Origin of the sequence: Methanospirillum hungatei JF-1, assembly GCF_000013445.1 — an archaeon.
Classification (GTDB): Archaea; Halobacteriota; Methanomicrobia; order Methanomicrobiales; family Methanospirillaceae; genus Methanospirillum; species Methanospirillum hungatei.
Map to the genome: position 1 here is coordinate 2,336,508 of NC_007796.1, position 14,021 is coordinate 2,350,528.

The 14,021-nt window shown below is 46.6% G+C and carries 14 protein-coding genes; 5 read left to right on the plus strand and 9 right to left on the minus strand.

Going from position 1 to position 14,021, the window contains the following annotated elements:
* Positions 1–59: 59 nt before the first annotated feature.
* Complete coding sequence (locus MHUN_RS10710; protein ID WP_011449029.1) at positions 60–890, plus strand: DUF6293 family protein; 831 nt, start codon at positions 60–62, stop codon at positions 888–890.
* A gap of 62 nt (positions 891–952) precedes the next feature.
* A complete protein-coding gene (locus tag MHUN_RS10715) occupies positions 953–1,591 on the plus strand; it encodes a hypothetical protein (RefSeq protein WP_011449030.1) in 639 nt (212 codons plus the stop codon).
* On the opposite strand, the gene MHUN_RS10720 is transcribed toward MHUN_RS10715, so the two are convergent.
* The 5 genes from MHUN_RS10720 to MHUN_RS19530 all read right to left on the minus strand — a co-directional run bounded on the left by MHUN_RS10720 (position 1,572) and on the right by MHUN_RS19530 (position 5,086).
* Positions 1,572–1,925 carry a tetratricopeptide repeat protein gene (locus MHUN_RS10720; protein ID WP_338040860.1) on the minus strand — a complete coding sequence of 118 codons (354 nt, stop codon included), beginning with the start codon at positions 1,923–1,925 and terminating at the stop codon, positions 1,572–1,574. The two genes, MHUN_RS10715 and MHUN_RS10720, sit on opposite strands and share 20 nt — an antisense overlap.
* Positions 1,900–3,354, minus strand: a complete 1,455-nt coding sequence (locus MHUN_RS10725) for a phytoene desaturase family protein (RefSeq protein WP_011449032.1) — start codon at positions 3,352–3,354, stop codon at positions 1,900–1,902. Before MHUN_RS10725 ends, MHUN_RS10720 begins: the two co-directional genes overlap by 26 nt.
* Before the next feature lie 111 nt (positions 3,355–3,465).
* Positions 3,466–3,657 carry a hypothetical protein gene (locus tag MHUN_RS10730; RefSeq protein ID WP_048067459.1) on the minus strand — a complete coding sequence of 64 codons (192 nt, stop codon included), beginning with the start codon at positions 3,655–3,657 and terminating at the stop codon, positions 3,466–3,468.
* Positions 3,658–3,811: 154 nt separating this feature from the next.
* Positions 3,812–4,555, minus strand: a complete 744-nt coding sequence (locus MHUN_RS10735; protein WP_011449033.1) for a 4Fe-4S binding protein — start codon at positions 4,553–4,555, stop codon at positions 3,812–3,814.
* 36 nt (positions 4,556–4,591) lie between these two features.
* Complete coding sequence (locus tag MHUN_RS19530) at positions 4,592–5,086, minus strand: protease inhibitor I42 family protein (protein ID WP_011449034.1); 495 nt, start codon at positions 5,084–5,086, stop codon at positions 4,592–4,594.
* On the opposite strand from MHUN_RS19530, the gene MHUN_RS19750 reads away from it, so the two are divergent.
* Together MHUN_RS19750 and MHUN_RS10745 are read left to right on the plus strand one after the other, a co-directional pair.
* Positions 5,064–5,186, plus strand: coding sequence for a hypothetical protein (locus MHUN_RS19750; protein ID WP_275039182.1), 123 nt, complete (start codon positions 5,064–5,066; stop codon positions 5,184–5,186). The genes MHUN_RS19530 and MHUN_RS19750 overlap by 23 nt on opposite strands.
* A gap of 78 nt (positions 5,187–5,264) precedes the next feature.
* Positions 5,265–7,367: a methyl-accepting chemotaxis protein gene (locus MHUN_RS10745; RefSeq protein WP_011449035.1), complete on the plus strand. Its 2,103-nt coding sequence runs from the start codon at positions 5,265–5,267 to the stop codon at positions 7,365–7,367.
* Positions 7,368–7,387: 20 nt separating this feature from the next.
* Here the strand turns inward: MHUN_RS10745 and MHUN_RS10750 are convergent, their stop codons facing one another.
* The 3 genes from MHUN_RS10750 to MHUN_RS10760 are packed head-to-tail and all read right to left on the minus strand — an operon-like array spanning position 7,388 to position 11,233.
* On the minus strand, positions 7,388–8,599 hold the full coding sequence (locus MHUN_RS10750; protein ID WP_011449036.1) for a hypothetical protein: 1,212 nt from the start codon (positions 8,597–8,599) through the stop codon (positions 7,388–7,390).
* A 38-nt stretch (positions 8,600–8,637) separates the two neighbouring features.
* Complete coding sequence (locus MHUN_RS10755; RefSeq protein ID WP_143709475.1) at positions 8,638–9,480, minus strand: hypothetical protein; 843 nt, start codon at positions 9,478–9,480, stop codon at positions 8,638–8,640.
* Positions 9,481–9,526: 46 nt separating this feature from the next.
* Positions 9,527–11,233, minus strand: a complete 1,707-nt coding sequence (locus MHUN_RS10760) for an NAD-binding protein (RefSeq protein ID WP_011449038.1) — start codon at positions 11,231–11,233, stop codon at positions 9,527–9,529.
* Positions 11,234–11,328: 95 nt separating this feature from the next.
* On the opposite strand from MHUN_RS10760, the gene MHUN_RS10765 reads away from it, so the two are divergent.
* Positions 11,329–12,105, plus strand: coding sequence for a hypothetical protein (locus tag MHUN_RS10765; protein ID WP_048067460.1), 777 nt, complete (start codon positions 11,329–11,331; stop codon positions 12,103–12,105).
* Positions 12,106–12,116: 11 nt separating this feature from the next.
* Here MHUN_RS10765 and MHUN_RS10770 read toward each other — a convergent pair whose 3' ends face one another.
* Positions 12,117–14,000 carry a clostripain-related cysteine peptidase gene (locus tag MHUN_RS10770; protein WP_158498217.1) on the minus strand — a complete coding sequence of 628 codons (1,884 nt, stop codon included), beginning with the start codon at positions 13,998–14,000 and terminating at the stop codon, positions 12,117–12,119.
* Between the last annotated feature and the right edge of the window lie 21 nt (positions 14,001–14,021).

Genomic DNA, 14,021 nt, shown 5'->3' on the forward strand with positions numbered 1-14,021 from the left:
TGTATGAACATATTGAGCATTATGAGCAATGTGAACATTTCTGATTCACGAGGAAATACATGACTCCGGCCACAGAAAAACTTGAGCAACTGGTCCACATCATTCCAATTGGGTATGAGATCGACCGGGTGATCACCCCGTTCCAGGAGATAAAAGCCCACCGCGTCCACCTCATCTCAATGGATGACCTGACAAAGTATGATAACCCAAATGAACATGCACTGACGTCCAGGCAGCATGGATTTGATGAGCGGAACCGTGCGATTCTGGAGAAAAAGGGGATAGAAGTGGAACTGCACCGGATTGACATGTTTGACATCATTGAAGTCATGAAAACCATCTCATGGCTTATTGTCAAAGAGAAGAAGATGGGAAACCGCGTCTATGTCAATATGTCTGCCTGTGGAAAGATCGCCTGCGTCGGGGCGACTCTTGCTGCCATGATCCATAATGTCAGGTTATACTATGTCAGGGCCAGCCGGTACTCATCAACAAAGAAAGAACAGAATGAGCACGGACTGTCGATATGTGATGCGGTAAAGGTGTGGCAGCTGGAGAATTTCAGATTTGCACTCCCTGATGAATCATCACTCCTCATTCTTAATTATCTTGCGAATAGTGATGATGCACTCTCCTGTGATGATCTCATCCGGTACCTCCATTCGATGCATGTTGACGGGTTTGAAGAGGATTATTGGAATTATGCATATGAAAAGAGGAGAAAAGTGCAGACCAGATACCTGATGAAACTGCAGAACCGGTACTTAAGTAAACTGGACGATGCAGGGTACATCAAACGAAAAAAGATCGGGAGGAATACGGTAGTGAAACTGACCAAGACCGGGAGGTATGTTGCGGCTGTAAGCGGGATGGATGGAGATACTCTGTAAATACGCCCGGAACGGAAAGGCCGATAAGAAGATAATTAATTCTCTTCATCTAAAAATTTCTGATGAAAAAATTTCTTCTCCTCATGAGTCTGTGTGTATTCATGATGGCAATTCACGGATCTTCGGTCTGTTTCGCCGCAGAAACCCCAAGGCTGGTTGATTATTCATTGGATCGATTCAACAAGGCTCCGGACCTGGTCAATACCGAACTGGACCGTATGAATAAATCACCGGTTCTGGTCGATACAGCACTGGATCGGTTTAATAAGACATCAAATCAGGTGGATACAGAACTTGATCGGTTCAATAAAACTCCTGATATTGTGGATACCAGACTTGATCGGCTGAATAAGGCTCCTGTCTTTGTCAATACCGAACTGGACCGGTTTAATAAGACACCGCAATTGATAGATACGGAACTTGATCGGTTAAACAAGGCGATAGAACTCGTGAATACCGAACTGGACCGGTTTAATAAGACACCGCAATTGATAGATACGGAACTTGATCGGTTAAACAAGGCGATAGAACTCGTAAATACCGAATTGGACCGGTTTAATAAGACCCCTCAATTGATAGATACGGAACTTGATCGGTTAAACAAGGCAATGGAACTTGTGGATATCGAGCTGGACCGGTTTAATAAAAAATTTGATCTGGTTGATACTGAACTGGATAGGTTCAATAAGACACCATACTGACCATACTATTTTTTGTAACCCGGGTTCTCCACCCTTTTCTTAGTTGAGGTTTATTCATCTTCAGATGTTCAGGAGGAATCAAGAGAGCCAGATTACCTATCGCAATCTCATTTCCCGGTTCAAGTGCCAGCACCCGCATCGACATCTCTCTTGACTTGTCGTTTTTCTCAAGGAACCGGTATAAAGTTCCAAGGTTATTTAGACCAATAACATAATCCGGGTTCAGCGATACAGCACGCTCTAAATCCGTTATTGCTGCCTCAAATTTTTGCTGCTGCATATATGCAATTCCCCGGTTCCCAAGTCTTCTAATAAACGAACTTCTTTCCGAAATCTGAACACATCTGTTTCACCGCTTTTCTCCCGCTCAAAACAGCCCCCGGTATTCCACCGCCCGTGACAACCCACTGACCGGCCATGGAAAACCCGGAGAGACCAGGGAGGATCTGTGGCAGATCCAGGAAGAAGGAGTCAGGGGTGACCTGCCAGCCCTCATAACTTCCCCTCCAGTTCCCGGTATACCTGACAAAAGTCATGGGCGTTGCTACATCCATAACCTCACATCTTTCAGATAAGTCAGGATACTGCTGACATAAAAGGGCTAATACCTTTCTTCCGACGTCATCCTTTTCTGCCAGGTAGGCTTCACTGTGGTACTGCAACCGGTCCCAGTACGAGTAATCTGCAGTAATCCATGTCGTAATAACCCCTTTTCCTGGTGGATAGAGGGTGGGATCATGGACATGATTCCTGAAACTGATGGTATCCTGCTTCACTCCGGCAATCTCAACCGGATTGTCAAACAGTATGGTCAGATCTTTCGGGATATGGGAGAGATCAGTACTCAGCCCGAATGAGATGAAGACGATCGGTGGAAAAGGTTTCAGGTTCTGGTAATAGCCTCGGATGGTGTCATCACAGTATGCTCCTTGCAGCCACTCAAAGATCGTGGTATGCCCGTCAGCACAGGAGATGACATAATCAGCATACCGCTCGGTCCCGTCTGCAAGTCTGACCCCCTTTGCCCGGTTTTTTTCGGTGATGATTGCGGTTACTTTGCTCTTATACCGGATGACCCCACCAAGGTCCAGGTATCTCTTCTCAATTGCCTTTGCACATGGCAAGGACCCCCCGATCGGATACCCGGCATTTTTTGCCCCCTGCATAGCAAGACCCATGAGCGGAAAGAACAGAGACTGCCCTTCCCACCCAAACCCTGCAGTGAGAAGATTTCGAAGAACAGGACTCTTCACTTCTGACAGTATATCATGAACGGTTGGTTTGTACCGTTTCATCAGGCTGAAATAAGGGATATATCGGATGATATCAAGGATGGTCATGTCAACCAGTGTCTCCATCCTGCTGAGTTTTTTGATATCCTTGCAGAGCCGGGAGATGAAGGGTGTATCTTCCGGTGATATCCGGATCAGCTCGTCGTATAACCTATCAGGATCCGTGTAGATTGTAATCTCGTTCCCATGCTCATCACGCACGGATGTCCATGAGTCAGTATGATGAAACCTTCTGCCCTCCATCAGTCCGAGTTTGTCATAGACCTGGTACAGGGGTGTCCCGGGTTTTGAGCCGCAGAGCCAGTGGATACAGAGATCAAAGGTATACCCCTTCCGGGTCCACGCGGTACACAGCCCACCGGGGATTGTATGCATCTCAAGGATCTCGGTCTCAAATCCGTTCATCCGGGCAAAACAGCCGGCGGAGAGCCCTGCCATTCCTCCACCGATAATCAGAACTGACGGAGCCATATGGTATAGGGATAGGTGATGATGGATGATATTGACTATGATAGACCAAACAACTCAGTTCTTTTTGTATTCACAGGCCTGATCGATAAATGAGCGAATGGGAATGGACAATCACCCGGTATACCTGACCTGATAAATTACCCCGTTCATATCATCTGAAATCAGCATTGATCCGTCTGGAAGGATCTCAACATCGACCGGCCTTCCATACATCTTCCCATCCCTTAGCCATCCTTCAATAAAGACAGATAGGAGATCGCAATTCATTACCCGGAATATCCGCTCACAGATATGAGAGAACATACACCGGTATCACACGGAGGGATAATCATCATACCGGTTACCGGTGACTCATACTTTGGGTTTTGGAATATCTGATAGGCTATCAGTGATCAGATAGAATAATTACTCAAAGCCTCTCCAAAAAAAATCCGGGGGGATTGTCTTTTTCACCCGGTTATACTTTTTTCCGGTCAGGCCTGCCAAAAGAGAACCTGATTACATCTTTGGGACAGGCATCAATACAGGCTCCGCACAGGATACATTCAGCCTGTTCCATCCGGCCCTGTTCCACCATGGAGAGGACATCAAGCGACTGGGAACATTCCTTTGTGCACCGTCCACAGCTGATACAATCTTCTGAATGAGCGGTCAGCTGAAGGCCGGGAAGCCCGATGGCATTCCGGATCTTCCTGCCAACGATCATCAGGACAGATATGGGACAGAAGAGATGGCACATCCCTCTTCTCCCGAGGAACAGTGCGATTGTAGTGATGATAAAGAGGATAACAATAAACACGGTCAGTTCTATAGGGCCGGCTACCGAGAGGCCATTGGTTGTCTGATAGAATGGCTCAATTGAAGTTATGCCTCCTGCTCGGATGAAGAAGGCAAGCAGCATGAGGATCCAGAGGACAAAGAGCCCGTACCTGAACCGGTCTATCCAGGGGTTTGTTATCCGCTTTTCCTGTACCTCACGAGCCAGATCCTGAAGAGAGCCAAAAGGACAGATCCACCCACACCATAATCTTCCGCCAATCAGGGAAAACAGGAAGATAAAGGTGAATATAATAGCACTCCCAGTTACTATTCCAGATACGGCTCCTTCAATGATGAGAACCGGTGAGAGGTAAAAGAATGTGACGGGGAGGAGGAGGAGTGAGATTAGAAGGATCAGACGTCTGAGCTTTTGCTGGTTCATACACCACCCAATCTCATTTTTATTGATTCAGGCATATTACTCTACCACAATATATCGCTGGATATAGGTCGTATCTGCATCGGCTGGTGGTTCCCAGGATCGGCGGTATACTCCGGTAAAGGTCTGGTTACCAGGGGCAATGGCCTCAAGGGTCCACATATGCACCCCTCCGGCTCCGACAATCTGCTTATTCTCCGGGCCTATGAAGGAGTCGTTCACAATGGCAAGTCCATCAGATACGGATACATTCCAGGTGTATCCGGTTGTCGGATTTTCCTTTAACGTCACTTCGGTCATCTCTCCTACCTTCAGCTGGATGGGAGACTCATTATCAGTTTTGTTCTGGAGCATGGCTATCTCCTCTTCAAAGGAAAGCGGTATATCAGGTTCAGATTCGGTGTCTGTCTCTGATAGGCCGGGAGTATTCTCAGGCACTACAGGGGTTTCAACCGGATTGCTGGAAGTTCCGGTGCATCCACAGAAACATACCGCTCCGGTCAGAAGCAGGATGATGAAGATATACGGATTCATGTACTACATTCACGTCAGGGAGAGGGAAAAATCTGTCGGTATCAGGGAGAGAGAAGAAACAGGTAAAATAAGGGGGATGACCGGTGCATTAGATATCTGAAGAGAGCACAACGTAGCATAAATATATGTCGATCATAATAGGAATTATTTATCATGGTTCGGTGGCAATCCATTATGAATGACCGAGAGCATACACAGCAGGATAGATCCTGATATCCTGCAGACTCTCCTTGACCAGAATCCTGTTGCAATGGCCCAGTTTGACACCCAGTTTCATTTTGTATATGCAAACCAGGCATTTTGTGATCTCTCCGGAATCGCTTTTGAAAAGCTGATCGGGACCAGAATTTCAGACCTGAAGATCGTAAAACTGGAAGGGGAAGGATCCAAAGCGGCCATCGAAGAGAAGCGAAGAGGAAAGGCCCGGATAGAGGTTGAGTTTCCATCCGGATTTAAAATACTGAACGCCTATACCATCCCGGTTCTGGACGCAGAGAAAAATGTCACATCAGCTCTCGGAGTATATACGGATATTACCGCTGAAGAGTGGGAAAAACTGAAGACTTCACAGATAATTGAGAATAATCCCATCCCATTCCTGTTATTAAAGACCGACCTGGGAATTGAAGGAACCAACACGGCATTTTTAAAAATGACCGGGTATACCACGGACCAGTTATTAAGGATGAAACTCCCCGATTTTCAGATTCTGAAACTGGAGGGAAAATCTGCACGTGATTGTATTACTTCAAAAAAAGAGGCAATTAGCGATGCATTCATTGATTTTCCATCAGGCAAGAAATATATCAGGCTCTATTCCATCCCGCTTCTTGATAAGAAGAACGAGGTAAACTCGGTTCTCATCACCTGTGTGGACCTGACCCCCCAGAGACGGCTGGCTGAATATCAGCAGACAGAAGTTGAACGTCTTGCACAGAACCTTCAGAACCTGGCAAAGGGAGATCTGCACTTTGATCTAGCCACCGGTCAGCCGGATGAATATACAAAAGAGGCCCATGCACAGTTTGCCACCATTCAGGAGAACCTGAAATTAGCAGGAGATAACCTGACCGGAGTAACCAAAGAGATGGATCGGCTCATCCAGGCGATAACGGCAGGAAACCTGAAAATCATGGGGGAGGCAGACAAATTCGCCGGCACATATCAGGAGATCATAAATGGCCTGAACAGGGTCGTAAAGACGGTTGATGTTCAGGTATCTGCAGCAATAACTCTGTCCGGTGAATATGCAAAGGGAAATTTCTCGGTAATCCCTCCAGATATCAAGGCGGAAGGAGACTTTCTTATCTTAAAGGAAGCACTGATGAACATCGGAGTCCAGGTCTCTGCCGTGCTGAAAGAGATCGACCGGGAGATGGAAGAACTCACGACCAGGGCCGAAGAAGCAAACGCCGGGGTGAAGGATGTTGCAGAAGGGTCTGCCATGGTGGCAAAGAATGCCGCAGAGGTTGGCAGCCAGAGTGAGCGGGGGAAACAGAATATCGACCAGGTTCTCCGGGCCATGATGGATCTCTCGGCAAATGTGGAGGAGGTGGCATCAAGCACCGAATCAGTCAGCAAAGTCACCCACGACACCGATGAACTCTCAAAGAAAGGGGTTGAACTTGCGCATAATGCAGAAAACGGCATGAAAGGGATCATGGCATCCTCCGGTGAGGTGGAGCGGATCATCACCGAGATCAAGGGTGAGATGGCACAAATTGGAAAGATTGTGAATGTTATCACGGATATTGCCAGCCAGACCAACCTTCTTGCCCTCAATGCTGCCATTGAAGCAGCCCGTGCCGGTGAAGCAGGACGGGGGTTTGCCGTTGTTGCAAGTGAAGTCAAAGCCCTTGCACTTGAGTCACGGCGGTCTGCAGAAAATATCGCCGAGATGATAACCAGCCTGCAGAAAAAGTCTGATGAAGCAGCAAAGGCAATGGACCAGGCAGAGAATACCGTATCACAAGGAAATGAGGCGGTTCTTGAAACCCTCAATATTTTCAACCAGATCGTAGAGTCGGTCGGACAGATTGCCAGGAACATGGATGATGTGTCAAAGACCACCGAGCAGCAGGCGGCGTCTGTTGAAGAGATTACCGCAAGTGCTCATGAAGTGAACAGTCTGGTCGGGGAGATTGCAACCGAAGCAATATCCGCAGCATCTGCAGCAGAGCAGAGCTCAGCCGGGACCAGCCAGATTGTCACGGTGGTTGAGGATCTGAATAAAATAATTATTGAAGTATCCAGGGCAATCGGGAAGTTTCAGTATCGATAATTCTAAAAATATTTTTAGGGTCAGATTAAACTCATCGTGGTCTGTTCCATACTCCTAAATCCACTACTGGTTGTCGTCATTATTGTGATGACCATCTGAATCAGTTTCCCGAAAGAATTATACCAAAACTCGGTTGTATAATCATAGCCATTCGTTTTGGTGACAATTATCCCTTCATTATCATTTCTTGTAATACTAGTTATGATTCCTGTATCAGGATCCTGATCAAAGGTACCGGTACCAAGGCCAAATGCTTCTGGAGGTATGAAAATTCCTCCAATATGGGCCATACCAGATACTGTGGTAGTTGAACTCTGGGATGTGACCATATCCTGTGAGACTGTGGACACTACAAGCGGGACATACCGATTTGTCACCGATCCAAAAATATACGAACTGCTACGGGGATACTGCGCAGGAGGACCAATTTGTCCATCCACCGAGAAAACCTTCGCACCCGAATAGGAGAGACGAAGTCCATCTGTCACCCATGTTGGTATTCTTCCGCCCATCCAGGGGACCTGTATGGTCCTGATATTTCGTAAAGCAAATACAGAGTAACTCCCGGACTGGCGCTGATACTGCTCACCCCCATCCTGGAACCAGGCATTATTCTTAATATCCAGTTTATGATAGAGGAGCATACCGGTCTTCAGATCATATATAATCGTCAGAATTCCCCCAGCTCCATCTGAAGAGAAGTCAAACTTAATTGCTTCATACGCAGTCCCTCCGGTTGAATAGGGTAAATGGGTAACTACAAACGTCTGGGTTGACCTGTCTGCTACTGCAGCAATAACATCAGGATTTACCCAAAACGGACCACATCCGGCAGGGTACACACTCCCATGACTGTGCACCAGGTGCATGGTATCATAGGGAGGCTTCGGGGCATATGAGTCTGTGGTAACCGCGATGGTATCCCCGCTTATCCCGACAACGGTCAGTTGGGTAATGCCAGCTCCGGTCCCGGCATTATCACTTGACAGAGCAAATCCGTATTGATTCACCTCTGCCCCGCCATAGGAGACCATGGTATTATAGGAGAACCTGACTCCTTCAGTAACCCAGGAAGGGGCAGGAGCAGTCAATAGTTCAGGAATGAAGATCGGAAGAGGATTCTCCACTCCTGACACCAGAAGCGGGGATGCCAGTGAGGGAGCAGATACCGCAATCGATACAAAAATGGCGATAAAAACCAGACCTCTGAACTTTACCAGATGAACACCCATACTATCAGAGTGGGAGCATAAGGCAAAAATATTGCACTCTACTTACTCCTGAAAATCTCCTTCTTTCGAGTAAGGATCTCTATCGTATTTGTAATGGAAAACATGGTTGAAAACCCAAGCAACGTTCCAAGTATGACCCTGATATTATTTAAGTCCCGAGTGATAAGCCGGTTTTCCAGAGTCAGCATCAGATCACTCTCCGAAGCATCGACATCAAACTGATAAACGGCAAGGTTATTTCCGGTTACCTTAAACCGGGTCGGTTTCGGGACCGAGTTTATCAGTTCGTAATTCTTTGGGAGCTGCACCTGAACTATGTATTTCGTCACCTGGCTTACACCAGGGATCTGCTCATCCCCCATCGCATACAGGGGAATCACAATAGAGACCTGGGAAAGGGACGTCTGACGAATCCAGCCTGGAACGAATACCTCAACCCCATAATAGTCATCAATAGCATCAGGCTTTACAACGAGAACCCCGCCGTTCTCTTTTGCATGGCTCAGATTTTCATAGTGATCATATGGTATCCGGATGGTATCAGTACTCTCAGCAATCTTATCTGGATAGGTAATACCCTCTCTTTCAGGCATCTGTAAAAATGAGATATTTTCTGCATTATCCGGGACGACCATAAGGCATCTGGACTGATGATCATATCCGCCCCATTCGGTGATGACAATACCCATGGTCTTCTGCTCGATAAGAGGATACAGACCGATAAAATACTTTGCATTCTCATTTTTTTCGGTAAAAACTCCAACATAATCAAGTTCTTCCGGGTAGAAGGAACTCGTATAGGAGAGATACAGGAGTGAGGATATCGTAAAGAAAAAAACAACCAGACCCAGTATCAATTTCAACACAGGGTGTTCTTTCATATATGAAGGGATTTTCATAAGGCTGTCCGGTCTTTAGTACATGATCTTATGAGAGTTTTTTTATTGCCTTTTGAATCTGCACCTCGGTTCCCATCAGGTACAGACAATCACCCTGACATATCTCTTCTGCATCGGAGAGGAAAAAGACCACTTCTTTACGCCGGTCACGTGCAAGAATGGATATCCCGGTCTTTTTTCGAAGGGTACCCACATCAGCAGGTCTCGTGCAGGTGACCTGTTTTGCGGCGATATGGAGAGAATGACCGATGATGTGTAGAATCTGTGCATCATGGTACAGCATCATCCGACAGACTGCCTGGGCCAGGATGGTCGGGACATATACCACATAATCAGCACCGGCTTCATACATCCGGGGGATGAGTTCAGGTCGTAAACACCGTGAAAAAATACAGACATCAGGGTTCGCATGCCGCACCATAAGCGTGGTAAACAGGTTTTCCCGGTCATCATGGGTGACTGCCAGGAAAAACCGGGCCTTGCCAATGAGATCATCCGCAGATGCAAGAACAGAGCGGCTTGTCCCGATGATATCAGCCCCGCTTTGAGGATTGCTGTCAATACTGATACAGGAAATACCAAATTTTTGAAGATCCCTGGTGATGACAGAGCCCATATCTCCGAAACCGGCAACAATTGCGTTGTTCTCATCCCCTGCCCTGGCCAGAAAGGCACCGCTGATAAGCCTGAATAATCCTGCACCCGGTCCTATGAAAAAGAGCACCATTGACCGGTCAATAATCATATCTCCAGGAGGAGAAAGGATAATCTCACCTCTTTTGAGAAGATAAATCAGCCTGAACTGATAATCCTCTTCAAACCGGAGTGAGGAGATGGTCCTTCCCTCAGCAATACTGCCTGGTATCACCGGGATACGGACAAACCTGCAACTTCCAAATGCAGAGGAGGTTTCATGCAGGATCTCCTGCATAAGAGGATTTTTCTCAAGGGTATCTGGTTCTGTTGCAAGCAGGGCATGCCGGGCGGTCAGGGTCCCGACAATATCCCTGGAATGGACCAGGATATCTGCACCACAGAGGGGTAATAGCTGATCAGCCTCATGACCGGATGTTATTACAATAATCCGTGCATCGGTCTTCTTCGAGAGGCCCAGAATAACCTCGGCAGATATCCAGTCCTCAAGGCAGAAGAGGATATACCGGCATTCAGAGACTCGTGCACTATTCCATGTCTTCTCTTCATCAAACCGGCCATAGATGACCTGAACCAGTCTGGGAAGAGAAGCGGTCTCCATGAGGGCTTTTGTCTTATCCTCCTCTATCAGAACAATATCAACACCCAGACAATGAATATGCTCCAGTACCTCAAGTATGACCGGATTATACCCGAAAATGACAACATGACCGGCACAGGGATAGGTCAGCGAGGCAGGAGGAACCGGGTGGACTTTGTTCTGAATGACTGGAGTGATGAAGAGATTTATCAGCATCAGGAACATCACAACACCGGATATCATCATGACAAGGACGAATATCCAGAGATAATCATGCGAGAACGGGAGAAGCTCTCCATATCCGGTGGTTGTGACGGTCTCAGCCACAAAAATAAGGGCCTCTAACGGAGTGATGGAGGTATCCTCGTATTGGTTATGGATATAATAAAAGAGCATCGTCCATACGAGAATGATTAGTGAGAAGAGAATGAGCGAAAAAAGAACCTGCTTTTCATACGAAGACTGGATATTTCGGAGCAGGCGCCGTATTGATCGAATCATAATCTGATCGGATTCTGCTTTAAAACCATATATATTCGCCCATCAGGAACGAGGGACAGCAATAACTATACAATCCGGTGATCCAATACAGGAGTGTGAATTCATATATTCCTGCAGCACTGCTGTTCCTGACACTCATCCTGATAGTAAACGGAGCAGAACACACGAACTATAATCCTGAGTCAGATCTCTTCCGCCCGGTCTATTCAACCCACCTGAGCGGGGAGGTATCACCTGACCATCCTATCCAGGTTGACCTGGATATCCGTGACAGTAAGACGGGTTTTGTCAGAGTATACGGATGGGGGGAGATGGGGACTGAATGGAATCTGACGGTTGGAGAGGGCTATGAAAACTTTTTCGTTCCTGATCTCTTTACCGAGGTTCAGACCGGATATCCCCGGATTTTAACCCTGAAAAATATCAGCAGCGAATACCTGATCCTCGATCCTGGGAGATATCCGGTATATTTTTCTTCGGACTCATCTGGAGGAAAAGCAGAAATTCTCGTCATGTATGTCTATCATGAACAGATAGACTTGGGAATTATTCAGAATCAGACCCATTCAGTATTTGAAACATATATTCCACCCGGCCTTGAGCGGGTGATATTTATGACTGAGTCAAGAGATGGAACAAACCTTGATCTCTATGTCCATAAAGGGTCAAGTCTTCCGGACTCATACGAGGAATTTACCTATAATTCAACCGATGAATGCCAGGAGTGCTGGTCACAGGGGATAGAGAATTTTATTTCAGAGATGCTTGTTCTTGACAATCCTGAACCAGGACCATATCTCATGGTCACAAGAGCAACCGGAGGCGATGACTTTTTCTATACTTACTGGACCGGTATCGAAAAAAAGAGGTAATTCATCGATGATCATTGTGAGATTATCTCTGCACTGTTCGGAAACCGCAGCACATCCATGAGATAAATATCATAATTCATATTGTAATCGTACGCCCACAATGAAGGTAAATATGACCCATAGGGGAGCCGATCCCGTTCAATCGCAAGTTCGCCGGTTATCAGGAGAGGATCGAGAGCCGTATACTGCCATCTGGATTCACCGCCCAGAAACCGTTCGACGATCACCGGGGTTATTATATCCCCGGTTCTGACGGTGAGGGGAATTCTGGAGAACAGATACTCTCCGGTTGAGGGGTTGATCTCGTAGGGGAAGAGGGCATACTGTATCAAGCCATCCTGGCTTTGCATGATATTGATTGCAGTTTCACGGGTCTTTGATCCCCTTGTAATATTCAAAAATCCAAAATATAACTCAGTTCCATTGATATCAGTTCCATAATAGGTATTGTAAAAATACGAGCGGTTCCCGGTCCCGGTATCGGTCAGGTAAAAGGTTTTATCATCCGGATTTGGAATATAGATCCCCTGAGCGTCAGGATATACCGGATCAGCTTTCATCCCGAATGAATGCGTAAAGTTTGTGACGTCAGGCATCCAGTCGGTCTTTACCATCACCATCTGAATACCCTGGTCATCACTCACCTGAAACGTCCCATTCCCACGAGTAGTTATCACAGGTTTACTCGAGTCGGTGGATATATACGAGACATAATTTTTAATAAATGAGAACCAGGTTGAATTATGTATACTATTGCCAGATGATGCAGAGATTTCATCTATATGCCTGTTCCGTGGAGAGATTGTTGAAATACCTGTTGATTTGGGTCGTGAACCATCATTGCGCTGGTATAATACCACACTGGCCATGGTCTGTTTCACCTGGCCGATGATATCAGAGGAGTCTTTGACATGCATCCCAAGATTATCTGACAGATCCCCAAGGTCAACCGAGACCTCGATATCTTTTCTGGGATCATACCCGAATCTCTGTGCATTGTAAAAAGAAGTTCCAATACCCTCGTATACTGGTTTTTGATCCATCTTATCACGAAGAAATGTGCCAAGGAGAGAGAGATCTTCTTCCAAATCCGGGAGACTGGTCATTTGAATAAGGGAGAGGGTCTTTTTCATCGGTTCATGTTGTGGATTGTCCATGTATGAATCTATGACCAGCTTTGCCCATTCTTCAATCGTTATTGCGGGGTTATCAGAGAGGGCCTGTAACGGGATCTCATAATCCCATCCATGGCCCGGTTCAACCTCTTCTGAAACCAAAAGCAGATGCCCGAATGGAGAGACTGTCTGCATGACCTCTAAAGAACCCATCAGACAGGCATCCATACCGATAAGGTCCCAGGTTATTGCGGAATTTTCAAGTGCATCGGTGATCTCCTGCATCGTCAGCTGATCCCAGTTATAATTTTCATCAAAACACAGCCCGGCAAGGGATGCGCCATGATCCCAGAAGATGAAGATGTTCCGGTCAGATGCAGGGAGATCATTCAGGTATTCAACGAATGTTGTCAGTCCTTTTGTATCTCCCATATTCATGGAGGTATCTCTGAATGCATAGTGACCATTTCCGATAACACCATCACGATAGTCATCCTGAAGATCTTCTTTGTCTGCGATGGTCATACCGGACCATCCCATACTCCGTGCACCCCCAAATGCAATCTGAAGATCGATATGCCTGGAATCACCGGAAAGACCGGATAGTATCTCCTTAATCTCTGCGGAACCAAGATGTGACTCTGATTCAAGGTCGCTGCCGACCATGTACATTGCAATCCTGGTCGTTGGAACATCTGCCGGGGTCGCAATAGAAGCAGAAAGCAGAATCAGAAGAAGAAGGGAAATTATTGGAAAAAAACCATGTGAAAAGAGGGGCATAACATTCATCAATCAATATGT

What these genes read in the sequence shown, in the direction of transcription:
- MHUN_RS10710 (WP_011449029.1), top strand. Translation starts at nt 60, where the DNA reads ATGACTCCGGCCACAGAAAAACTTGAGCAACTGGTCCACATCATTCCA.
- MHUN_RS10715 (WP_011449030.1), top strand. Translation starts at nt 953, where the DNA reads ATGAAAAAATTTCTTCTCCTCATGAGTCTGTGTGTATTCATGATGGCA.
- MHUN_RS10725 (WP_011449032.1), bottom strand. Translation starts at nt 3,354, where the DNA reads ATGGCTCCGTCAGTTCTGATTATCGGTGGAGGAATGGCAGGGCTCTCC.
- MHUN_RS10730 (WP_048067459.1), bottom strand. Translation starts at nt 3,657, where the DNA reads ATGTTCTCTCATATCTGTGAGCGGATATTCCGGGTAATGAATTGCGAT.
- MHUN_RS10735 (WP_011449033.1), bottom strand. Translation starts at nt 4,555, where the DNA reads ATGAACCAGCAAAAGCTCAGACGTCTGATCCTTCTAATCTCACTCCTC.
- MHUN_RS19750 (WP_275039182.1), top strand. Translation starts at nt 5,064, where the DNA reads ATGATGAAGATATACGGATTCATGTACTACATTCACGTCAGGGAGAGG.
- MHUN_RS19530 (WP_011449034.1), bottom strand. Translation starts at nt 5,086, where the DNA reads ATGAATCCGTATATCTTCATCATCCTGCTTCTGACCGGAGCGGTATGT.
- MHUN_RS10745 (WP_011449035.1), top strand. Translation starts at nt 5,265, where the DNA reads ATGACCGAGAGCATACACAGCAGGATAGATCCTGATATCCTGCAGACT.
- MHUN_RS10750 (WP_011449036.1), bottom strand. Translation starts at nt 8,599, where the DNA reads ATGGGTGTTCATCTGGTAAAGTTCAGAGGTCTGGTTTTTATCGCCATT.
- MHUN_RS10755 (WP_143709475.1), bottom strand. Translation starts at nt 9,480, where the DNA reads ATGAAAGAACACCCTGTGTTGAAATTGATACTGGGTCTGGTTGTTTTT.
- MHUN_RS10760 (WP_011449038.1), bottom strand. Translation starts at nt 11,233, where the DNA reads ATGATTCGATCAATACGGCGCCTGCTCCGAAATATCCAGTCTTCGTAT.
- MHUN_RS10770 (WP_158498217.1), bottom strand. Translation starts at nt 14,000, where the DNA reads ATGCCCCTCTTTTCACATGGTTTTTTTCCAATAATTTCCCTTCTTCTT.